At 61.0% G+C, this 23,738-nt stretch carries 14 protein-coding genes and 1 riboswitch; of the genes, 2 read left to right on the top strand and 12 right to left on the bottom strand.

What is annotated here, in order from left to right; translation table 11 throughout:
- Window positions 1-34: 34 nt before the first annotated feature.
- Both alaS and ltaE read right to left on the bottom strand, forming a co-directional pair.
- A complete protein-coding gene (gene alaS / locus OQ248_RS18030; protein WP_265813499.1) occupies window positions 35-2,659 on the bottom strand; it encodes an alanine--tRNA ligase in 2,625 nt (874 codons plus the stop codon).
- A gap of 146 nt (window positions 2,660-2,805) precedes the next feature.
- On the bottom strand, window positions 2,806-3,810 hold the full coding sequence (gene ltaE / locus OQ248_RS18025; RefSeq protein WP_265813498.1) for a low-specificity L-threonine aldolase: 1,005 nt from the start codon (window positions 3,808-3,810) through the stop codon (window positions 2,806-2,808).
- Window positions 3,811-4,007: 197 nt separating this feature from the next.
- Window positions 4,008-4,180, top strand: a riboswitch (FMN riboswitch).
- Between the two features lie 102 nt (window positions 4,181-4,282).
- Between ltaE and OQ248_RS18020 the strand changes: the two genes are divergently transcribed.
- Complete coding sequence (locus OQ248_RS18020; protein WP_134827824.1) at window positions 4,283-4,792, top strand: 6,7-dimethyl-8-ribityllumazine synthase; 510 nt, start codon at window positions 4,283-4,285, stop codon at window positions 4,790-4,792.
- 96 nt (window positions 4,793-4,888) lie between these two features.
- Here the strand turns inward: OQ248_RS18020 and astE are convergent, their stop codons facing one another.
- The 7 genes from astE to OQ248_RS17985 form a co-directional block, all read right to left on the bottom strand.
- The gene (astE, locus tag OQ248_RS18015) at window positions 4,889-5,899 is read right to left on the bottom strand and encodes a succinylglutamate desuccinylase (protein ID WP_265813497.1); all 1,011 of its coding nucleotides are present in this window, start codon (window positions 5,897-5,899) and stop codon (window positions 4,889-4,891) included.
- Window positions 5,900-5,911: 12 nt separating this feature from the next.
- Window positions 5,912-6,202 (bottom strand): hypothetical protein, encoded by a 291-nt coding sequence (locus OQ248_RS18010; RefSeq protein ID WP_011335531.1) that lies wholly within the window; start codon window positions 6,200-6,202, stop codon window positions 5,912-5,914.
- Between the two features lie 59 nt (window positions 6,203-6,261).
- Window positions 6,262-7,608 carry an N-succinylarginine dihydrolase gene (astB, locus tag OQ248_RS18005; RefSeq protein ID WP_265813496.1) on the bottom strand — a complete coding sequence of 449 codons (1,347 nt, stop codon included), beginning with the start codon at window positions 7,606-7,608 and terminating at the stop codon, window positions 6,262-6,264.
- A gap of 137 nt (window positions 7,609-7,745) precedes the next feature.
- A complete protein-coding gene (astD, locus tag OQ248_RS18000) occupies window positions 7,746-9,215 on the bottom strand; it encodes a succinylglutamate-semialdehyde dehydrogenase (RefSeq protein ID WP_265815113.1) in 1,470 nt (489 codons plus the stop codon).
- A complete protein-coding gene (astA, locus tag OQ248_RS17995) occupies window positions 9,212-10,237 on the bottom strand; it encodes an arginine N-succinyltransferase (RefSeq protein ID WP_027612638.1) in 1,026 nt (341 codons plus the stop codon). The genes astD and astA overlap by 4 nt, the downstream gene beginning before the upstream one ends.
- Before the next feature lie 51 nt (window positions 10,238-10,288).
- Entirely contained in the window at window positions 10,289-11,308 is a 1,020-nt protein-coding gene (gene aruF, locus OQ248_RS17990) for an arginine/ornithine succinyltransferase subunit alpha (RefSeq protein ID WP_025112905.1), read from the bottom strand.
- Between the two features lie 131 nt (window positions 11,309-11,439).
- Entirely contained in the window at window positions 11,440-12,660 is a 1,221-nt protein-coding gene (locus tag OQ248_RS17985) for an aspartate aminotransferase family protein (protein WP_248742491.1), read from the bottom strand.
- Window positions 12,661-12,964: 304 nt separating this feature from the next.
- Here OQ248_RS17985 and OQ248_RS17980 point away from each other — a divergent pair, with 304 nt between their 5' ends.
- On the top strand, window positions 12,965-20,695 hold the full coding sequence (locus tag OQ248_RS17980) for a DUF6543 domain-containing protein (RefSeq protein ID WP_265813495.1): 7,731 nt from the start codon (window positions 12,965-12,967) through the stop codon (window positions 20,693-20,695).
- A 50-nt stretch (window positions 20,696-20,745) separates the two neighbouring features.
- Here OQ248_RS17980 and argR read toward each other — a convergent pair whose 3' ends face one another.
- From argR to OQ248_RS17965, 3 genes are all read right to left on the bottom strand, one after another.
- Entirely contained in the window at window positions 20,746-21,726 is a 981-nt protein-coding gene (argR, locus tag OQ248_RS17975) for a transcriptional regulator ArgR (protein ID WP_085709719.1), read from the bottom strand.
- Between the two features lie 111 nt (window positions 21,727-21,837).
- The gene (locus OQ248_RS17970; protein ID WP_003227281.1) at window positions 21,838-22,602 is read right to left on the bottom strand and encodes an ATP-binding cassette domain-containing protein; all 765 of its coding nucleotides are present in this window, start codon (window positions 22,600-22,602) and stop codon (window positions 21,838-21,840) included.
- A 23-nt stretch (window positions 22,603-22,625) separates the two neighbouring features.
- A complete protein-coding gene (locus OQ248_RS17965) occupies window positions 22,626-23,738 on the bottom strand; it encodes a succinylglutamate desuccinylase/aspartoacylase family protein (protein WP_265813494.1) in 1,113 nt (370 codons plus the stop codon).

Here is a 23,738-nt window from a genome sequence, read left to right as displayed (position 1 = left end):
GCCCGCCACTAGACTGCGGGCCCGACAGACCGTCTTATAAACCCTGCTCGACGAATGGAACGGTCAGCGCCAGTGCGCTATCCAGTGCGCCGGCGTCGACACCGCCGCCCTGCGCCATGTCCGGACGACCACCGCCCTTCCCGCCCACTGCCGCAGCAGCCTGTTTCATCAAATCACCGGCTTTGAGTTGGCCAGTCAGGTCCTTGGTCACGCCTGCAACCAGTACGACCTTTTCCTCATGGACACTGCCGAGCAGGATCACTGCGCGGCCGAGTTTGTTTTTCAACTGATCGACCAGCGCCAGCAGCGCCTTGCCGTCCTGACCATCCAGACGCACGGCCAGCACCTTCACGCCCTTGACGTCCACAGCCGAAGCCGACAGATCGTCGCCGGCAGCAGCGGCGGCCTTGGCCTGCAACTGCTCGAGCTGCTTCTCCAGCGCGCGGTTGCGCTCCAGTACAGCCGACAGCTTGTCGATCAGGTTTTCGCGGCTGCCCTTGACCAGGCTGGCCGCTTCCTTGAGTTGTTCTTCAGCAGCGTTCAAGTAAGCCAGCGCCGCAGCGCCGGTGACCGCTTCGATACGACGCACACCCGATGCCACACCGCCTTCGCTGATGATTTTCAGCAGGCCGATGTCGCCGGTACGGTTGGCGTGGATACCGCCACACAGCTCGACGGAGAAATCGCCGCCCATGCTCAGCACGCGCACGTTGTCGCCGTACTTCTCGCCGAACAGCGCCATCGCGCCTTTCTGCTTGGCGGTTTCGATGTCGGTTTCTTCGGTTTCAACGGCAGAGTTCTTACGGATCTCGGCGTTGACGATGTCTTCCAGAGCCTTGATTTGCTCCGGCTTGATCGCTTCAAAGTGGCTGAAGTCGAAGCGCAGGCGCTGACTGTCGACCAGCGAGCCTTTCTGTTGAACGTGATCGCCCAGCACTTTGCGCAACGCAGCGTGCAGCAAGTGAGTGGCCGAGTGGTTCAGCGAAGTGGCGTGACGCACGTCGGCTTCGACGTGGGTTTCCACCGGCGCGCCAACGATCAGGCTGCCCGACGCCAGTACACCGTGGTGCAGGAATGCGCCTCCGGTCTTGGTGGTGTCGCGCACGTCGAAACGGCTGTTGCCGGCCTGCAGATAACCGCAATCGCCAACCTGGCCGCCGGATTCTGCGTAGAACGGCGTCTTGTTCAAAACAACAACGCCTTCCTGCCCTTCACTCAAGACGTCCACGGACTGGCCATCTTTATAGAGAGCAACGACTTTCGCCGAACCGCTGGTGGCGTGGTAACCGGTGAATTCGGTATCGACGTCAACCTTGACCAGGCTGTTGTAGTCCAGGCCGAAGGAGCTGGCGGAACGTGCACGGACGCGCTGGGCTTCCATTTCACGCTCGAAACCGGCTTCGTCGATGGTCAGGCTGCGCTCGCGGGCGATGTCCGCGGTCAGGTCCATCGGGAAACCGTAGGTGTCGTAGAGCTTGAACACTACATCGCCCGGAACCACGTCGCCTTTGAGCTCGGCCAGATCCTGCTCGAGGATCTTCAGGCCCTGCTCCAGGGTCTTGGCGAATTGCTCTTCTTCGGCTTTCAGTACGCGTTCGATGTGCGCCTGCTGGGATTTCAGCTCTGGGAAGGCTTCACCCATCTCGGCCACGAGAGCGGCAACGATCTGGTAGAAGAAGCTGCCCTTCGCACCCAGCTTGTTGCCGTGACGGCAGGCGCGACGAATGATCCGGCGCAGCACGTAGCCACGGCCTTCGTTGGAAGGCAGCACGCCGTCGGCAATCAGGAAGCCGCAGGAACGGATGTGGTCAGCCACGACTTTCAGGGACGCCTGGTTATCGTTGCTGCAACCGATGGCCTTGGCCGAAGCGGCCAGCAGGCTCTGGAACAGGTCGATTTCATAGTTCGAGTGAACGTGCTGCAGCACGGCACTGATCCGCTCCAGGCCCATGCCGGTGTCCACCGACGGCGCTGGCAGCGGGTGCAACACGCCATCGGCGGTGCGGTTGAACTGCATGAACACGTTGTTCCAGATTTCGATGTAACGGTCGCCGTCTTCTTCCGGCGAGCCCGGTGGGCCACCCCAGATGTCGGCGCCGTGATCGTAGAAAATCTCGGTGCAAGGACCGCACGGGCCGGTATCGCCCATGGTCCAGAAGTTGTCGGAGGCGTAAGGCGCGCCCTTGTTGTCGCCGATGCGCACCATGCGCTCGGCCGGCACACCGACTTCCTTGGTCCAGATATCGTAGGCCTCGTCATCGCTGGCGTAGACGGTGACCCACAGCTTTTCCTTCGGCAGGTTCAACCACTTCTCGGAGGTCAGGAAGTTCCAGGCGTAGGTGATGGCATCACGCTTGAAGTAATCGCCGAAGCTGAAGTTACCCAGCATTTCGAAGAAGGTGTGGTGACGGGCGGTGTAACCGACGTTTTCCAGGTCGTTGTGCTTGCCGCCGGCGCGCACGCATTTCTGGCTGGAGACGGCGCGGGTGTACGCGCGCTTTTCCTGGCCCAGGAAGCAGTCCTTGAACTGGTTCATCCCCGCGTTGGTGAACAGCAGGGTTGGGTCGTTGCCCGGAATCAAAGAGCTGGAGGCTACACGGGTGTGGCCTTGCTCTTCGAAGAAGCGAAGGAAGGCTTCACGGATTTCTGCGCTTTTCATTAGGTTCTTCCACGGAGGCTGCGGCCAAAGGCCTGTACGAAACGTCAACAGACGAAACGACGGCAAAGGGCCGCATTATATCGGCCCTGCGCGCGGGGTACAGCGTGTTTATACGATAGAAACGGTCAATTGAGGGGCTAACGCTGTCACTTGCGCGAAAACTCGACGAATGTCGCGATCACTTGCTCGATTTGCGAGCGATTGACGTCCATGTGCGTGACCATCCGCAGACGGGCGGCAGCGCTCAGTTTGATCCCGCGCTCGGCGGCAAACGCCTTGATCGCTTCCGCGCGGTCGCCCATCTGCACGTAAACCATGTTGGTCTGCACCGGCTCGACGGTGAAACCGGCCTCGCGCAGGCCTTCGGCCAGAAATTGCGCGTTGGCGTGGTCCTCCGCCAGACGCTCGACATGGTGATCCAGTGCATACAACCCCGCAGCCGCCAGCAAACCGGCCTGACGCATGCCGCCACCGACCATCTTGCGCAAGCGCCGCGCCTTGCCGATCAACCCGGCCGAACCGCAGAGCACCGAACCGACCGGCGCGCCGAGGCCTTTGGACAGGCACACCGATACCGAATCGAAATGTTGCGTGATCTCACGGGCATCAACGCCGAGCTTGACCGCCGCGTTGTATAGCCGTGCACCGTCCAGATGCAGCTGGAGGCCATTGTCCAGAGTGAATTTGCGTGCCCGGGCCAGATACTCCATCGGCAACACCTTGCCCTGCATGGTGTTTTCCAGTGCCAGCAGGCGGGTGCGGGCGAAGTGGAAGTCGTCAGGCTTGATCGCCGCTGCCACCTGATCCAGGTCCAGCGAGCCATCGACCTGCACTTCCAGCGGCTGCGGCTGGATCGAACCTAGCACCGCCGCACCGCCGCCCTCGTACTTATAGGTGTGCGCCTGCTGGCCGACGATGTACTCGTCACCGCGCTCGCAGTGCGCCATCAAACCCAGCAGATTGCTCATGGTGCCGGTCGGGACGAACAGCGCGGCGGCAAAACCCAGCCGTTTTGCCAGTTCGGTTTCCAGACGATTGACCGTCGGATCTTCGCCATACACATCATCCCCGGTGGCCGCCGCGGTCATCGCGTCGAGCATGGCGGGAGTCGGTTGGGTGACGGTGTCGCTGCGAAGATCGATAACGCTCATGAACCTGGCCTCTGGTCAGCAGGGGAAATCCCTTTTCGTAGAGGAATTACTGCGGGCATGGCGCGGATTAATCAACCCTTGCGCAAGGAAAAGTCGTTTCCACGCTTCGAAAAATCCGATGGCAATCATCACAAAGGCGCAATGCACAGCCCGCCGATCTGTGTTAAAAACGCTGCGCCGCCCGATAAAGGGGGGCGAAACGTTCTCAGGGCGGGGTGCAATTCCCCACCGGCGGTAATTGCGCGCAATGCGCATAGCCCGCGAGCGCTTGGTGACGGACACGGCAGAAAACCGTGAACGGCGGCAAGGTCAGCAGACCCGGTGTGATTCCGGGGCCGACGGTCACAGTCCGGATGAAGAGAGAACGGGATTGACGCCAAAGGGCCGTCCGCCGTGTTTGCGCGAGCGTGCGTACCCTTGAATCCCTTTCGATTCATAACGCCCTGTTTTTCACACAAACAGGAGTCAGAACATGCAACCCACCGCTATCGACAGCAAAAGCAAACACCCTCACGGCGAGCGCGTCGCGTTCATCCAGGCCTGCTGGCACAAGGAAATCGTCGATCAGAGCCGTAAAGGTTTCCTCGCCGAAATGATCGCCCAGGGCTATCAGGAGTCGGACATCGATTTCTTCGAAGTCGGCGGCGCCTTTGAAATGCCCCTGCACGCCAAGCTGCTGGCCAAGACCGGCCGTTATGCCGGTATCGTTGCCGCCGCCCTGGTGGTGGACGGCGGGATCTACCGTCACGAGTTCGTTGCCCAGTCGGTGGTCAGCGGCCTGATGCAGGTTCAGCTGGAAACCGAAGTGCCGGTGTTCTCGGTATCCCTGACCCCGCACCACTTCCATGCCGGCGAAGAACACTACAAGTTCTTCTTCGAGCATTTCGTGCACAAGGGTCAGGAAGCGGCGAAGACTTGCGCGGATACGCTGCAGAAAGTGCGTGCGTTGCGCCGCACCGAGCCGCGTGCTGTAGCGGTGTAAACCGATCCGGAACTGAGTGAGGTCTCAGCCTCGCTCAAATCCAAATGTGGGAGCAAGCCCGCTCCCACAGTGGTTTATGTCGAACCGAAAATCGGGTCAGGCGAGATGTTCGTCAGTGGTCGGCACGATCAGAATGCCCGCCCGCAGGCCGTTCTTGACCTTGGGATTGGGGAAGATGATCCGCGCGCCCTGCTCTTCGATGATCCAGCGGGTATTGGCCAGGTCTTCGGCCAGCACATACCCCACATCCAGTTCCGAAAAGTTTTCGATGTCCGCCGGCAGGTTCAGGCGGAACGAATCGCTGTGCTTGATGATTTCCCGGGCCACGCTGAACAGTTGCAGACCGTCCAGGCCCTGCTCGGCCATCTCCGGCTCGGCGCCTTCGATGATCTGCTTCAGACGGGTTTCCAGCAGCGACACATTAACCCCGGCGTTCTGCCCGAACGGCCGCGCCTTGCCCAGTTCCAGCGTGAAGGACTCGGCACCGAGCTTGTCGTAGGTATAGGAACTGAAGACGATCGACGGTTTGTTCTGCAACAGCACCGCTTCCATCCCGGCGGCGCGCAGGCGGGCCAGCTCCAGACGGGAATGCTGACGACCTTCCTTCCACGGATACAACGCGAACTGTTCGATCTTCGAACCGCGAATCGCCGTGTGCAGGTCGTAGTGCAGACGCTGCCGATCCGGCACGCTGAAAAAACTCGCGGCCAGTCGTTCCAGCTCACAGGCGCGCAGGGCTTCGGAACCGCTGCTTTGTTCGTGACGGCCGTTGAACAGCCGATTGACGTCTTGTTCGATGAAACGCTCGCCCTTGCGAATCGCTTCCGGATTGCCGAACAGGAACAGAATGCGTGCGCGCGGCTTCAGGTCGCCGCGAGCGATGTCATGCAGCAGCCGGTCGAGCAATTCGATCGGTGCCGTTTCGTTGCCATGGATGCCTGCCGACAGCAGCAGGTCCAGGCCATTGTCGCGCGCTTCGGGTGGCCGGACTTCCAGCGCACCCTCGCTCAGCCAGCGCATGCGCACGCCTTCGACAGTCAGTTGAGTCTTCTCCGCCGGTTCGCGGCCGGCGAGGGTCAGTTCAAGCAGTTTGCCGAGGGCGAGCATAGAGCGGTTTCCTTAGTGGTCGTGGTTGCAATCCGGGCCGTGCACGTGACCGTCATCGTCGCCGAGGTCAGCCGGTTCCATCTCCAGTTGCAGACTTACCAGATTAGTCGCCAATGGGCGCAGCAGCAGGTTGGCGTACTCTTCGTCGCCTTCTTCGACGTCCACGCCGATCAGCAGCTGGCCGCGGCCGTCTTGCTGGATCCACAGCTCTTTGCCTTGCCACATGACCGCGACGCGGGTGCAGGACGTTTGCAGTTGCGTGCCGTCGGTGTCTTCAAGGATCAGCTGCAGGGAATCGCTCATGTTTTACGCTCTCTTGGGGAGATGGAACCGTGCGCCGCGACGAAACGGCGCACCGGTCATCAATTGATCTGGAATGGATAAACCGCGCCCAGTTTAAGGATTTGCGTCAGTTCATCCAGTGCCGTCCGGCATTCAAGCAGCAATTGCGGGTCCGCCAGATCGCTTTCGCTCAGGCGGTCGCGGTAGTGCTTTTCAACCCATGCGGTCAACGAACCGTACAACGGGGCGGTCATGATAACCCCTGGGTTGACGGCCGCCAGCTCGGTTTCGTTGAGCGCGACGCGCAGTCGCAAGCACGCCGGGCCACCGCCGTTCTGCATGCTTTGCTTGAGGTCGAAGACCTTCACTTCGCGAATCAGCCCGCCGGAGCTGGTCAGACCTTGCAGGTAATTCCACACGCGCTCGTTGCCACGGCACTCTTCCGGCACGATCAGCAGCATCGAACCGTCAGGACGCGACAGTAACTGGCTGTTGAACAGATAGGAACGCACCGCGTCGTCCACGGTAACCGCCGAACGCGGCACGCAGACCGACTGAAACGTGCCGCCGACCTTGGCCAGTTTGGCTTGCAGTTCGGCCAGCATGTTCTCGGTGTCGAGGAACGCGTCCTCGTGATAGAACAGCACCTCGCCGTTGCCCACCGCGATCACGTCGTTATGGAACACGCCCTGATCGATCACCGCCGGGTTCTGCTGCGCGTAGACCACGCCGTCGTCACGCAGGCCGTGCAGACGGGCGACAGCTTGCGACGCTTCGAGGGTCTGGCGCGCCGGGTATTTCTGCGGTGCCGGGTAACGGGTGTCGAACGCACTGCGACCGAACACGAAGAACTCGACACCGGCATCGCCGTACTCACGGCAGAAACGTGTGTGGTTGGCTGCGCCTTCGTCGCCGAACTGCGCTACCGCCGGCAATGCGGCGTGGTGAGCGAAGTGCTGCTGGTCGGCGAACATCGCACCAAGTACGCGACTGGTGGTCGGGTGCTCGATGCTGCGGTGGTATTTGCAGTTCAGGTTGGCGGCGGTGAAGTGCACGCGACCGTCAGCGGTATCGGCACTCGGGCTGACCGTGGCGGCGTTAGCCACCCACATGCTCGACGCCGAGCAACTGGCGACCAGCAGCGGCATCGCTTCTTTCGCGGCGCGCTCGATCACCTGGGCGTCGGTGCCACTGAAGCCCAGACGGCGCAGAGCGGCCACGTCCGGACGCTCCTGGGGGGCGAGAACGCCCTGCTGAAAGCCCATTTCCATCAGCGCTTTCATTTTCGCCAGGCCTTGCAGCGCCGCTTCCTTCGGGTTCGAGGATTGCTGGCTGTTGCTCTGGGACGCAACGTTGCCGTAGGACAGACCACCGTAGTTATGGGTCGGCCCCACTAGACCGTCAAAATTGACTTCAAAGGATTTCATCAGCGAGGCTCCACGAGAATCTGTTGTTATAGGCTTCAGTAACTATTCAGTAAGACCGCGGCGCGGCCATCGCTGGCAAGCCAGCTCCCACAGGGAACTCATCGTCCTTGTGGGAGCCGGCTTGCCAGCGATGGGCATCACGCCATCTTCACGCCAGGCGTCAGTGCCGCCGGCAACACCAGGCTTGGAGTTTCCAGCGAGGCCACCGGGTACGCGCAGTAATCCGCCGCGTAGTAGGCGCTGGCGCGGTGGTTGCCCGAAGCGCCGACACCGCCAAACGGCGCGCTGCTCGCCGCACCGGTCAGTTGCTTGTTCCAGTTGACGATACCGGCACGGCTTTCCAGCCAGAACTGCTGGTAGCGCTCTTCGGAATCCGACAGCAGGCCAGCGGCCAGACCAAATGCAGTGTCGTTGGCTTCAGCAATCGCCGCCGCAAAATCGGCGTAGCGGATCACTTGCAGCAACGGGCCGAACAGTTCTTCGTCGGAGCGATCGGCAACCGCCGTCACATCAACGATGCCCGGGGTCAGCAGCGCCGACTGAGCCTGTGGTTGAGTCATTGCCAGCAGCGACACAGCGCCGTTGGCCAACAGATGCGCCTGGGCATCCATCAACGCTTTCGCCGCGCCGAGGGAAACCACCGAGCCCATGAATGGCGCCGGCTGCTGATCGAACGCGCCGACCTCGATGGTCGAACTGACCTCCACCAGACGCTTGAGCAGGCTGTCGCCCCACGCGCCTTGCGGCACCAGCAGACGACGGGCGCAGGTGCAACGCTGACCGGCAGAAATGAACGCTGACTGAATGATCGTGTACACCGCTGCGTCGAGATCGGCGACCTGATCAACCACCAGCGGGTTGTTGCCGCCCATTTCCAGCGCGAGGATCTTGTCCGGACGCCCGGCGAACTGCTGGTGCAGGTGATTGCCGGTACGGCTGGAACCGGTGAAGAACAGACCGTCGATGCCCGGATTCGCCGCCAGGGCGATACCGGTTTCGCGAGCGCCTTGCAGCAGGTTCAGCACGCCGGCCGGCAGACCGGCTTCGATCCAGCACTTGACCGTCAGCTCGGCGACTTTCGGGGTCAGCTCGCTCGGTTTGAACAGCACGCTGTTACCGGCCAGCAGCGCCGGCACGATGTGGCCGTTCGGCAAATGGCCGGGGAAGTTGTAAGGACCGAACACCGCGACCACGCCGTGGGGCTTGTGGCGCAACACGGCGGTGGCGTCGCCCAGCGGGCCGCTCTTCTCGCCGGTACGTTCGCGGTAGCTCTGCACCGAGATCGCGATCTTGTTGACCATGCTGGTGACTTCGGTCGCGGCTTCCCACAGTGGCTTGCCGGTTTCCTCACCGATGGTGCGGGCCAGTTCGTCGGCGTGGTTTTTCAGCGCGGCGGCGAACGCTTCGAGCACGCTGATGCGGTCTTCGAGCGTGCGACGGGCCCAGCCCGGGAACGCCTGACGCGCAGCCTGCACGGCCGACTCGACCTGAGCGGCGGTGGCGCCCTCCCCTGACCACAGCACTTGCTGGGTCACCGGGTTCAGCGATTGAAAGGCCTCGCCCTGACCGGCCAGCCACTCACCTGCGATGTATAGCGAATTCATTATTTCGACTCCCGGGCAGCGGACAACGCCACGGCGCGAACCTGATCGCCAGCGTTGAGTTGAAGACGTTTGGCGGTCAGCGGATCGACCACCAGCGTACCGGCGGCCAGACGGGCCGGCGCAGCCGTGATGCGGCAGTCTTCGCGTTTGCGGTTATGGATGATGAACGGCGTGGCGTCGTCGCCCGGCGTGCCGATGGCCAGCACCAGCGCCTCGCTGTCACGCACCGCGCGGATCTTGCTGGTCTCGCACTCGATGGCTGGGCCGGCGTCGAAGATGTCGACGTAACCCTGATAGCTGAAGCCTTCGCTCTTGAGCATCGCCAGTGCCGGCTCGGTGTCCGGGTGCACCTGGCCTATGACATTGCGCGCGTCCGGCGACAGGAAGCAGGTGTACAGCGGGAATTTCGGCATCAGTTCAGCGATGAACGCCTTGTTGCCGACGCCGGTCAGGTAATCGGCCTGGCTGAATTCCATCTTGAAGAAATGACGGCCCAGGCTTTCCCAGAACGGCGAACGGCCGGCTTCATCGGATACGCCGCGCATCTCGGCAATGATCTTGTTGCCGAACAACTCAGGGAATTCGGCGATGAACAGCATCCGCGCCTTGGACAGCATGCGACCGTTGAGGCCGGTGCGATAATCGGCGTGCAGGAACAGCGAGCACAGCTCGGAGTTGCCGGTCAGGTCGTTGGCCAGGAACAGCGTCGGGATCTCGCGATAGATGTTCAACTCCTGCGAGGCGCTGACGGTCAGGCCGACGCGGAAGTTGTACCACGGCTCACGCAAGCCGACGGCGCCGGCAATGGCGGAAATCCCCACCACGCGCCCGTTGTCGTCTTCGAGCACGAACAGGTAGTCCGCGTCGCCACGGCCGGCTTCACCGCGAAAGGTCTTCTCGGCCCAGCCGACCCGGTGGGTCAGGCGCTCTTCGTTGGCCGGCAAGGTGGTCAGGCCGGTGCCGGTGCTGCGGGCCAGGTCGATCAGAGCGGACAAATCGCTGCTGCGTACGGGACGAACAATCATGCTATCTCCTCAAACGGGCCGCCGTGGCCACCCGTGAAACTCGCTAAGGCGTTAAACCGCCACCAGGCGCACGCTGGCACCTTCACCGACGCCCAGGGCTTCGGCCGCTTCCAGATCCAGGGTCACCGGTTTGCCCGGTGCGTAATCCAGTTCCAGCAATACCGCGCGGTAGTCCTGCAACTGGGCATTGGCCACCAGATACTGGCGCCCGGCACCTTTGACCGGCTCGCCGATCTTCACCGGCACCACACGGCTCTGGGCGATCGAACGGATCCCCGAGACACGCGCATGCAGGGTCGGGCCGCCGTCAAAAATGTCGATGTAGTGATCGGTCTCGAAGCCTTCGCGCATCAGGATGTCGAAGGTGATCTGCGCACGCGGGTGCACCTGGCCCATCGCTTCCTGAGCGGAGTCCGGCAGCAGCGGCACGTAGATCGGGTAATGCGGCATCAGTTCGGCGAGGAACGTGCGGCTTTTCAGGCCACACAGACGCTCGGCCTCGGCGTAGTTCAGGTCGAAGAAGTTGCGACCGATGGCGTCCCAGAACGGCGAGTCGCCGTTCTCGTCGCTGTAACCGACGATCTCGGTCACCACCGAATCGGCGAAACGCTCCGGATGGCTGGCCACGAACAGCAGACGGCCACGGGAGTTGAGTTCGGCCCAGGGCGAACCCACCAGCTCGCGCTGCACGTAGAAACTGGTCAGCAAGCTATTGCCGGTCAGGTCGTGGCATTGCGAGAGCACGTGGATCTTGTTGTGGATCTTCAGCTCGCGGGAAGCGTGCACGAAGGTCTCGTTGCGAAAGCTGTAGAACGGCTCGGAATAACCGGCCGACGCAACGATCGCCGAGCAGCCCACCAGTTTGCCGGTGGCGGTGTCTTCAAGGACGAAGAAGTAGCTCTCTTCACCGTTGAAGCTCACTTCGGCGGCAAACGAGGCTTCGCTCGCGGCGATCTTGTCGCTCAGGCGTTCAACGTCATCCGGCAAGGAAGTGACACCAATCGGGCTGTCCGCAGCCAGACGCTGTACCTCGCCCAGATCAGCCATTTGCGCAGGGCGCATCACCAGCATGGTGTCACTCCTTTCTCTACTTCAGGTCGGCGAAAGCGCCGACTCGGGAAAAAAATGCCGGGCAGGCCCGGCACAGGAAATTTGTCCCGGCGCCTGCCGATGAAGACAGGCGCCGGGTGGTCTTGCATGAATCAGGCTTGGGTCAGTTTCGCTGCAGCACGTTCGAAGCGATCCAGACCGGCGTCGATATCCGCGTCTTCAACCACCAGGCTCGGGGCGAAGCGGATCACGTCCGGGCCGGCCTGCAGAATCATCAGGCCTTCTTTTTCAGCGGCGTTGAAGATGTCCTTGGCCTTGCCTTTCCAGGCATCGCTCAGCACGCAACCGATCAGCAGACCGAGACCACGCACCTGGGTGAACAGGCCGTACTTCTCGCCGATCTGTTGCAGGCGGGTCTTGAACTTGTCGTGCTTGGCGTTGACGCCGTTCAGTACCTCAGGGGTGTTGATCACGTCGATCACCGCTTCGGCCACAGCGCACGCCAGCGGGTTGCCGCCGTAAGTGGTGCCGTGCGTGCCGACGACCAGGTGCTTGGCCAGCGCTTCGGTGGTCAACATTGCGGCGATCGGGAAACCACCGCCCAGGCTCTTGGCGCTGGTCAGGATGTCCGGAACCACACCGAAATGCTGGTAGGCGAACAGGTTGCCGGTACGGCCCATGCCGGTCTGCACTTCGTCGAACACCAGCAGCGCGTTGTTCGCGTCGCACAGTTCACGGGCGCCTTGCAGGTACGCCAGCTCGGCCGGCAGCACACCGCCCTCGCCCTGGATCGGCTCCAGAACGACCGCGCAGGTCTTGTCCGAAACAGCGGCTTTCAGTGCCGCCAGATCGTTGTACGGCACGTGGGTGATGCCGGTGATTTTCGGGCCGAAACCGTCGGAGTACTTCGACTGGCCACCGACGTTCACGGTGAACAGGGTGCGGCCGTGGAAGCTGTTGAGCGCAGCGATGATTTCGTACTTCTCGGTGCCGAAACGGTCGAATGCGACGCGACGGGCCAGCTTGAAGGCGGCCTCGTTGGCTTCGGCGCCGGAGTTGCAGAAGAACACGCGCTCGGCAAAGGTGGCGTCGATCAGCTTGTGCGCCAGACGCAGGGCCGGTTCGTTGGTGAACACGTTGGACACGTGCCACAGCTTGTTCGCCTGCTCGGTCAAGGCACCGACCAGCGCCGGATGCGCGTGGCCCAATACGTTGACGGCGATGCCGCCGGCAAAGTCGATCAGCTCGCGGCCGGCCTGGTCCCAGACGCGGGAACCGGCGCCACGCACCGGAATGAAAGCGGCAGGCGCGTAGTTGGGAACCATTACCTGGTCGAAATCGGCGCGTTCTACCGCAGCGTGCTCAACGGACATCGGAGTCTCCTGATGAGGGCCACCCGCCTGAAACTGGCGAGCGATGGGGGGATTGTAAGGACAGTTTTCAGCCCGGCCTTGTCGCCAAGCGACAACTTCTTATAGCGCAAACCCCGGTTTTTCCCGGGTTTACGGCAATGCGACATATAGCGTCGCAAAGGCGCAGTTTAAACCGTCGCCGACAATTGCAGCAGCTCCAAGAGCATATCAATTGGCATGTACCGGCCTGTCATACATATGTACCGCATCCACTGCCGAGATCTCTGGTTTGCTGACAGTTTCCCGACGTACATGGACAGACCCGATGCAGGCATCCACCGGACAGATTGCAGCCCACACAGCGCTCAATCCCCCCGAGCACTACGAACCTCTCAGAAACGCTTTCCCGGAATGGCTCGGCAAAGCCTCGGCCGTACGCCGCCAGGCCCTGAAACACAATCGCCACACGCTCACCGACACACTGAAAAAAGCGCCGAAGGCGCAACACGATGAATTGAGAGCGCTCATCGCCCAGCGCATGAGCGTGCAAAACACCATCGACCGGACACTTGAGCATCTGCAGGACGTCAGCGCTTACGCCGAGCCGATCCTGACCCAGGCGCTGAAGAGCAGATTCAGTCTGGACGTGGATGTCAGGAACACATTCCTGCACCTCTACATCCCGGTGACAACGCCCGGATTCCCGATCACCACCGGCAGCCGGACCTGGACGGTGTCACTGCTCGATGCAGCGCTGCACAACTTCGAAGAAGACGAAACCGAAGCTGACGCTTACTCCAGCGAGTCGACCTTCACTACCAGGCCATCACCGTCAGGTCAGTTCGAAACCCTGCCGCAGATAAAGGCACGCCTGAGCATCGCGGCGTTCACCCGCCTGTGCCGGGAACTGGACATCGGCGCCCGCTACAAGTCGTATCTTGAAGAAAACCTGGCTATCAACGACCCCGTTGCCGGCGCAGTGCTGCGTCAGCGCATCAACGTCAGCGAAAAGGCCTCCCTCCAGGCCGCCCTGCACATGGCAAAAATGAATGGCGATGTCAGCGAGTTGTACGCACGCCTGATTGGCAGTTTGCTCGACGATTTGCAAGGCATGCGAGTCAATGGACAGGCACTGCTTTGCCATGACCTGAGCATGATGTCGTCGAAGCTGACCGGCATCGTTCTCTTCGCGCCGGATCTGCAGCAGGCACGCAACCCGGTCAGAGTGGTGGCCTATGTGCCGGACGACCCCGAACATCCGGTCAAGGAGTACGCTTCGACCGCAGAGATGATGCGCGAGCTGACGCGTCAACTTCGTAGCCCGGACTATCAGAAGTTCTTCAGCCGCTTCGTTGCCCACGACCAGCGCGGGTATTTTTTCGCCGACCTCGGACAGCGCCTGAGCCGGGTGAAATGGCACCCTACGGAACCCGGCAGCTTATTGCCCGCCTGGCGGGATACGCCCGTCGACAAGCCCGATCTGCAATTTGCCGTCACGCCCATCGAGGGCCGACTGCTGGATCAGCTTTATCAACGAAAGCTGAACAAGATTTTCAATGACGCGGCAACGATCGCAGTCCCCACCGCCACGGTCGATCGCAACGCCCGCTGGGCGATTTGGGACGCCTTCACCCGGGTTGCCTCTTCGATTCTTGAAATGGCTTCGTTCGTGCTGATGCCCTTCGTACCCTTTCTGGGCGAAATGATGATGGCGTACATGGCCTATCAGTTTCTCGACGAAGTATTCGAAGGCGTCGTCGACTGGGCCGAAGGGCTCAGCACAGAAGTCGCCGAACACATGTTCGGCGCGCTGGATTCGCTGATCCAGCTCGGCGCCTTCGGCATCGGCGGCGTCATCGCCGTCCAGGAGCTGCCAAAGGTATTGCCGGCCGAGCTCATTGCACTGATCGACCGTTTCCAGCCCGTGAAACTACGCAACGGCAAGACGCTGTACTGGAAACCGGACCTGCAGCCGTACGCGCGCCAGATCCAGCCACCCAAAGGGTCCGGGCCCGACCCACAGGGGCTGCACCGGCACCAAGGGAAAAGGCTGCTCCCCGTCGACCGGACCCATTACGAAGTCAGCGATCACGAGCATCCAGGCAAACTGTACATCGAGCATCCGACCCGCGCGGACGCCTACCGCCCCATCGTGCGCCACAACGGCGAGGGCGCCTTCCACACCGAGCTTGAACGACCGCTCGAGTGGGACAGCGCGACCGCATTGCAACGCATCGGTCATAGCGTCGAAACCTTCTCCCCCGCCCGACGCGAGCGCATCCTCAAGGTCAGCGGCTACTCGGAAGATGCGCTGCGCAAAATGCACGTCGACCAGGAGCGTGTGCCACCACTGCTGGCTGACAGCATCCAGCGCTTCAGGATCGATCAGGAACTGCAAGTCTTCATTGACCGAATCGCCAGCGACAACCCCGAGGAGTATCTGAATGCCGATCCGCTGATCCAGCTCCAGCTACTCAAGCAACAGAGTCTGTGGCCAGACAGCAAAAGGCTGTGTTTTATCGACGAGCGGGGTGAAATCGCATGGCAATCCACGACCAATGACCAGCTTCCACTGACAGAGTTACGACAGGACAGACTTGAAGGGGGTGACTTGCTCAAGACTCTGCTTCACACCCTCAGCGAGCCGGAAATCAACACGCTGCTGGAAGAGGCGTTCGGCGAGATGCTCGCCCTCGAGGCACGCAGCCGCAAGCTGAGAGCCAGACTCGCACAGATCGCCCGACAGCATCGCACTTCACTTTTCGAGGCACGTTATCAGGCACTCCAGCATCGCGACGCCCCCCTCGTCAGGCATGTGGCCCGGCACGAACCACAGTTGCCCGCCAGGATCACCGAAGAATTACTGAACACGGCTACGGGTGCGGAGCTGGTGGAAATCAGCCGAGGACACTGGCCTGAACGGCAACAGATTTTGGCAGAACACGCCTGGCAGGAACTGAGCATCAGCCGCGCCTATGAAGGACTGGAACTGGACTCGGTACACAATCCCGACACCGACACCCTGGCCTTGCACAGCCTTCAACAGTTGCCGGGCTGGTCCGGGGAGGTTCGCTTTGAAGTTCGCGCTCAGTCCCGGAACGGACGGTTACTCGACAGCACCGGGCCGGCCGAGGCTGTGATTCAAAAAGTACTGATCCGCACCTCCGATGACTTCTGGCAACCACAGGACGAACAGGGGCTGGATCTTTTCGGTCCGACCGATTTCTACACTGCCGTCCTGCAAGCCCTGCCGGACGCACAACGCCAGGCATTGAACCTGCAGATCGGCGAGGGAAAAAAACTCAGGCGAGCCATCTGTGAAAATCCGCTGCCCCGCACCGAACTCAGGCTGGCAATGTTGCCTGACCCTGTGCCGCCTCCCGTCATGGATACCTTGCGCTTGCTGGGCACCGATGGTTACTCACGCAATCCGCCACAGTCCCGACGAACACCCCATACGCTGGAGAACCGGATCAGGCAGATCTACCCGAGAATATCCGAAGCAGAACAGATCGCCATGGCCCGGCGACTTGAACGCCACCCGATCGGGGCGATCGCCGAGCTGTCGCGTCTTCAGCTTGAATACGCTCAACTCGATAGCGACCTCAATCAGTGGATGTTCGATCTCCCGGAAACCAGCCCGACAGACAACACCCGGCTGTCAGACGAACAACGAATGGCCGCCCTGCGCGATCGCCAGACGCTCGCCCACACCCTGCGCAGTTGCTGGCGCAGGGAGACACAAGGACCTCACGGCTACCAGTTGCGCTTTTCGCAGCCAGTGGTGGGCGACCTGCCCGCTCTGACGGCCGACTTCAGCCACGTCAGCGATCTGGAATTGATCGGCAGTAGCCACCCCGGCGCCGTGAACGCCTTTCTCGAAAGCTTTCCGGGCCTGGTCCGCATGGATCTGCGTGATTTCGACCTGCACAGGCTTCCGTCGCGCCTGATGACCCTCCCCGAGCTGAAACAACTGACGTTGCAAAGTTGCAGCATCGTCCTTACCCCGGAAAACCAGTCACTGCTGTCCTCCCTCAACGGGTTGACCGCGCTGGATCTGGAAGGCAATCCGCTGGGAGCAACCTTCGATGTCAACTTCATGCCTGATCTGTCGCATCTGAATCTGTCCAGCACAGGGATCTCCGATATCCCGCCCGGTCTGCTGGGTCATCCCCGACTTATCAGTGTCTGGCTCACCGACAACCGGATCACCGCATTGCCTGATTCATTGTTCGAACGAGGCGCGTCCGCCACCGCCGGGTACGACTTTTTCGGCAACCCGCTGTCCGTTGCGACTCGCGAAAAGGTGAAGATCTATTTCAACCGGACCGGCAGCGATCTGGGCGTGCGCCCCGATCAGGCGGATATAAACCGGATCAAGGCACTGTTCACCGACCTGAACGATCGTCAATCCAGCGAACTGATCTACGAGTTGCCCGGCTCCCTGGCACAGGGCCGCCTTCAGCTGGATCGCTGGGAAAACGAACTGACCCGCATGACCACCGACCTGGCTGCCTGGGCGCGAGATACGCCGAACCGCAATCCGTCCACGGGCGAGCTACTGACGCCCAACGAACACTTCAACCAGTTTTACGAGCGAGAGATATTTGCCGGAAGGATTGAGCGACTCTGGCGCCATCGTTCGACCGCACATCCACTGACGAGGGCAGACGTGTTTTCGGCGCAAGCCTCGTTCATGGGCGATATGCCCGCTCTGACGGCCGATTTCAGTCATATCACGGCACTGTCCCTGAATGGCAACAAGCAAATACAGGCCACCGCTCCATTCCTCAAAAGCTTTCCCCGGCTGAAGCGCCTGATCCTCCACGACTTTGCGCTGGATCAGTTGCCGGAAACACTAGCAAGCCTGCCTGCTCTGGATACTTTGCTGCTCAATAACTGTGGCGTTGAACTCACCGGAGAACTACAGGCCGCGCTGGCGGCAATGCGTGAACTCGAATCCCTCGAGCTGCCCAACAACCCGCTGGGCCGAGCACCCGACGCCGGCAGCCTGCCCGAACTTCTTTACCTGGATCTTTCCCATACCGGGATCAGCGATGTACCCACGGGGCTGCACGGACATCCGACGTTGCGAACAGCCATTGTCAGCGACAATCAAATCAGCGAACTGCCCGATGCCTTGTTTGAAATGCCCGCCTCAGCCAGCGAAGGATTCGACTTTTCCGGTAATCCACTCAGCCTCGACACGCTGGAAAGGATCAAACGCTACAGCCGTGAAACCGGTGTGGATTTCGGAATACTTGCCGAACAATCCGACATCGCCGCCACCCAGGCGCTGTTTCCCGCCCTGGATAACGAGGAGGCCAGTGACGTCTTCTATGGTTTGCCGGGCGACCTGGAGCATGGCCGTGGCCAGCTCAGGCACTGGAAAGCGGAGATCGAACAACTCACAACGGATCTGACGCAATGGAAAACGGCCGTTCCCCGGACCCACCCTTTCAGCGCTCAGCCACTGGCCCCTCCACAATTGTTCGCGGAACATTCGGCCAGGACAGCCTTTGCCGATCTGTTGCAGGAACTGTGGCGAGCACGACTGCCAGAAAGCCCCAGGCAGCGTGGTGACTCGTTGATTGCCAGCCTGACATTCATCGGGGAGTTACCGACTCTGACCGCAGACTTCAGCCACATCCGCGAGGTATCACTGACAGGCAACGCAGCACTGGGCGACATCAATGCGTTCCTGCAACCCTTCTCAGCCTTGCGCCACCTGGAACTGCACGATTTCGATCTTGGACAGAACCCGCTGACCTCATTGCGTATATCCACGCTTGAACGACTGGTGCTGGAAAACTGCCGATTGACACTGACACCACAAAGCCGGACCACCCTGTCTTCCCTGAGCAACCTGCAATACCTGAACCTGAGCAGAAACCCGTTGGGGACATCACCCGATCTGGAAACGCTGCCCGCCCTGACGCAACTGCGCCTGATCAACAGCGGGATTTCGAACTTGCCCGACGGTCTGTTCGATCATCCCCGCCTCGTTGTCGCCAATTTCGAGCGTAACCAGTTCCGCGAATTGCCCGAAATCCTCTTCGATATCCCTGCCCGTACGCCGAGGCAGTTCAGCTTTGCCGACAATCCACTGTCAGTCGCCACACGCGAACGCATCAAGTTGTGTTACCGGCAGTTCAGGCAGAACTTTGGCGTATCAATGCCACCGGAAGACGTCGATCGTATCCGTGAGCTGTTCCCGTCCCTGGACAATGATGACGCCAATCGAGTGCTGTACCTGCTCCCGGGAACCCTTGAGGACGGTCGGCTACAGATCCAGCGCTGGGAAACCGAGCTGCGACAGCTTGAAGGTGACCTTGAACAATGGGTAACCGATATCCCCGAACGCTACCCGGTCAGTGACATTCTTCTGACCGAGAGTGACCGCTCCGCCGAGCGTGCCAATCGCATCATGTTCCGACTGGAGATCGAATCGTTCTGGCGTGAAAGGTCTCTACAAACCCCTGAATCGAGAACCCCCGCCCTCAATCTGAACCCGGCTTTCATCGGTGACCTCCCGGCCTTGCATGCAGACTTTGCGTATGTCACGACGCTATCGATCACCGGCAACCCCCAGCTAAGAGCCGGCTCCGGTTTTCTGCGCGGATTTACCGGGCTCGACTCCCTCGAATTACGGGACCTGGCGTTGGCAGAAATTCCGCAAGCACTGACCGGGATGACGGATCTCCAGCAACTGGTTCTGAGCAACTGCGGAGTCGTGCTGGATGACGACGGGATTGCAACGCTATCGTCATTGACTCATTTGGTGAGGCTCGATCTTTACAACAACCCGTTGGGCCGGTTATTCGATCTGCGCACGTTGCCGAATCTGGAGTTTCTCGACCTTGCGAACACCGGGATATCCGCATTACCCCCGGGCTTGCTGGATCCGCCCTGGTTGGAAACAGCCATTCTCAGCGGCAATCGCCTGACCGAATTGCCCACGGAAATCTTCGATCTGCCCGCCGCTGCCAGCAAAGGCTTTGACTTCGGCAACAATCCATTGGGTGTCGCCACGCGTGAGCAGATAAAGGCCTACTACCGCAGAACCGGAGAAGACCTTGGCGTATTGGCCGAGCCTGCCGACATCGCACGCGTCCGGACACTTTATCCTGCGCTGAACGATGAGCAGGCAAGCGTCTTCATCTATCGGCTCGAAGGCACGCTCGCCGATGGCCGGATCGAACTGGCCCGCCGGGAAGCCGAATTCGTCGGACTGCTGGGAGAGCTGGCGGCCTGGGAGACCGCCATACCCGACCACCACCTGACCGGCCTCCCCCTCTCACCAGAGGATCGTCTGTTGGAGGAACAACACAGGACGGCGTTCAGAGAGGCCTTGTTGACTTGCTGGCGCAAAACACCGGTGGAAGGTGCGGACGCCCGTGAATACCACTTCGTTTTCAGGCTACCGATCCGTGGTGAATTGCCGACGCTGAGCGCCGACCTCGGCCACGTTTCGGATCTGCATCTGGTCAGCACCAGTGACTACTCGCCAAGGATCGGCCGATTCCTTGAGGCGTTTCGCAATCTTGAAAGCGTCGATATACAAGGCTATGAACTGAACCATATCCCTGAGGCCATCTTCCAGATGAGACGGCTCAACACGCTGAGCCTGCCGGCGTGCGATCTCACGCTGTCGCCGCGCGATGTGGCAGGACTGGCCACACTGGACAACCTTGATCTGCTGCATCTGCATGACAACCCGCTCGGGCTGACACCCGACCTCAGCAATTTGCAGGGACTTACCGATCTGGACCTGAGCACCACCGGCATTCGCGAAATCCCGAAGGGGGTGCTCGATAATTTCAACTGGATGGAAGTGGATCTGTCGGGCAATGAAATCAGCGAAATGCCGGACGAACTGATGGAGGTGCCGGCGTATGTCGGTGACCGCTACGACCTGCGCGGCAATCCTTTCTCCGCTCAGGCCATGCAGCAAATCCGGGCTTATTACCAGGAAACGGGCATAACGCTGAATGTTGACGGCGTGCTCGAGCATCCGCCGGTGCGCAGTCGTCCCAGTGTCGAGATGGAGAATTGAAAAGTGTCTGAAACAACAGCGCCATGACGTATGGCGCTGTCATTCGAGAATCAGCCGCGCTCGGGCGGCACCGACGACAATTCGAACGGACTGCTGCTGCGCCGCTGGTTGCGGTCTTCCCGTGGCGTGGCGCCGAAGAAGTTGCGATAGGCGCTGGAGAAATGCGGCCCCGAGGAGAAACCGCAGGACAGGCCGATCTGGATGATCGACTTGCTGGTCTGCATCAACATCTGCCGGGCCTTGTTCAGGCGCAGTTCCAGGTAGTACTGGCTCGGCACGCGGTTGAGGTATTGCTTGAAGATCCGCTCCAGCTGGCGACGGGACACGCACACGTGCTGGGCGATTTCGTCAGTGGTCAGCGGCTCTTCGATGTTGGCTTCCATCAGCAGCACCGCCTGGGTGAGCTTCGGATGGCTGGAGCCGAGACGGTTCTGCAATGGAATGCGCTGACGCTCGCCGCCTTCGCGGATGCGTTCGACCACCAGTTCTTCGGAGACCGCACCGGCCAATTCCGCACCGTGGTCACGGGCCAGTACCGCCAACAGCAAATCGAGCACCGACATGCCGCCGCACGCGGTCAGGCGATCACGATCCCAGTCGAACAGATGACTGGTGGCGATGACTTTCGGGAAGCGCTCGGCGAAATCGTCCTGCCAGCGCCAGTGCACGGCTGCGCGGTAACCGTCGAGCAGGCCGAGTTGCGCCAGCGGATACACACCGGCCGACAGACCGCCGATCACACAACCGGCGCGCACCAATTGTTTCAGCGCGCTGCTGAGTGCCGGCGCCAACGTCGTCGGTGGCTCATCGGCGAGCAGGAACAGTTTCTGGAAGTTTTCGAGCTTGCCGGCCCAGGGTTCGCCGGGCAGTTGCCATTCACCTTCGGTCGGAGCTTCGGCCTGCAGGAACGACAACTCGTAAACCACGTCCGGATGCACACGCTGGGCAACACGCAAGGCCTCCTCTGCCAGCGCCAAAGTCAGAGCTTTAGTGCTGGGCCAAATCAGGAAACCAATTCGATGGGCAGTCATGGCGGGCGATCCGAAACGTAAACAGAGGGAAAAACCGAAATCGGCTGCAACCAAATTAGACCATCTGGCGCGCTGCGCAGCATGACCTAATTTGGTGCATAACGGGAGCGATTACTTGAGGCTGCCCGAGAGGAATTGTTGCAAACGTTCCGACTGCGGATTGACCAGCACTTCACGCGGGTTGCCGCTTTCTTCGACGACGCCTTTGTGCAGGAACACCAACTGGTTAGATACTTCACGGGCGAAGCCCATTTCGTGAGTCACCACCACCATGGTCCGGCCTTCCTGAGCGAGGGCCTGCATGACTTTCAGCACGTCGCCGACCAGTTCCGGGTCAAGGGCCGAAGTCGGTTCGTCGAACAGCATCACTTCCGGTTCCATCGCCAGCGCACGGGCGATTGCCACACGCTGCTGCTCGCCGCCGGACATGTGTCCAGGGAACGCGTCTTTACGATGGGCCACGCCGACCTTGTTCAGGTAGTGCTCGGCTTTCTCGCGGGCTTCGGCCTTGGACACACCCAGCACGTGAACCGGCGCTTCCATGATGTTTTCCAGCGCGGTCATGTGCGACCACAGGTTGAAGTGCTGGAACACCATCGACAGGCGCGAACGCATGCGTTGCAGCTGTTTCGGATCAGCGGCTTTCAGCGCGCCGTCCTTGTTGGCAACCAGTTTCAGCTCTTCGTTGTTGAGCAGGATCTTGCCCGCGTGCGGCTGCTCGAGCAGGTTGATGCAACGCAGGAAAGTACTTTTGCCGGAGCCACTGGAGCCGATGATGCTGATCACATCGCCGGCGGCCGCTTTCAGGGAAACGCCCTTTAGCACTTCGTGACTGCCATAGCGTTTATGCAGGTCTTGGACTTCAAGTTTGTACATGCGGTCGGTTCTCACAAAAACAGTCAGTCGTTGAGCAAAGGGCCGTCGCGCAGCGCATCGCGCCCCGCCACTTTGGCCAGCCAGAAACCGGGTTGGGCGTAACGCAGCCGCTCAATGGCAAACAGCACCCCGGACGTACCAGCACACACCGTGCTGACCCGATCCGACAGCGGATCGATCACTTCGAAAATCTTGTCACCGGCTTCAACCCACTCGCCGGGCTTGCGCAGAAAACTCACCACGCCGGGATGCGGCGGCAGGAGCAGCTCCGTGCCTTCGAACGGCATGCCTTCGCATGGTTCGCGCTCAGCGCTTGGCCACTCGCCACGGATCAGGCCTTGCTCGGCGAGGAACGCCAGAATGCCTTCGGCCCAGGCTTCGGCCTGCGCCGGCGTGGTGTCGGCCTGACCACCCAGTTCGACGGTGGTCGCCAGGCACGCCAGTGGAATCTGCGCGTCCGGGAACAGACGCGACAGACGCAGCCACGGCAACGAACAGGCTTCATCGAACGAGCTGCCGCCGGAATCTTCCGCCAGCAGGCCGACTTTCACATCCAGGTGCGCGGCGAGCGAACGCCACTGCGGCCAGTGCTGCGGCAAGGCGTACATGTGCAGCGCGGCTTCGCAGTCGCAATGCAGGTCCAGCACCACATCGGCAGTCGCGGCGTGTTGCAGCAGGATACGCTGCATACCTTGCAACTGGCTGCTTGCTTCGGGTAATGCGGCCAGATGATCGGCCATCGCCTGACGGATCAGACGGATGTTGGCGTGCGGATCATCACCGAGTTGTCCTTGAAGCTTTGCGGCCACGGGGGCGCTGAGCTCGACGAAATCACGGTTGAAATTCTTGCCGCTGCCGGCCTCGAAACGCCCCTGATGATTGCCTTGCAGCAACTGGCCAAGACCCAGCGGGTTGGCCACCGGCACCAGTTCGATGACGCCGTTGAGCAGGCCTTTGGCTTCGAGTTCGCCGAGGCGTTTTTTCAGTTCCCAGGCGGTGCGCATGCCGGGCAGTTCGTCAGCGTGGAGGCTGGCCTGGATGTAGGCCTTGCGCTCGCCGCCACCGAAGCGAAAGACCGAAATCCGGCGTTCGCTGCCCAGGTGGCTCCACGGCAGAACGTGGTCGATGCGTTCCAT

The organism is Pseudomonas sp. COW5 (assembly GCF_026240005.1).
In the GTDB taxonomy this organism is placed as follows: Bacteria; Pseudomonadota; Gammaproteobacteria; order Pseudomonadales; family Pseudomonadaceae; genus Aquipseudomonas; species Aquipseudomonas kribbensis.
Note: the sequence above shows the minus strand (reverse complement) of the source record. Positions and strands in the feature narration are given on the sequence as shown.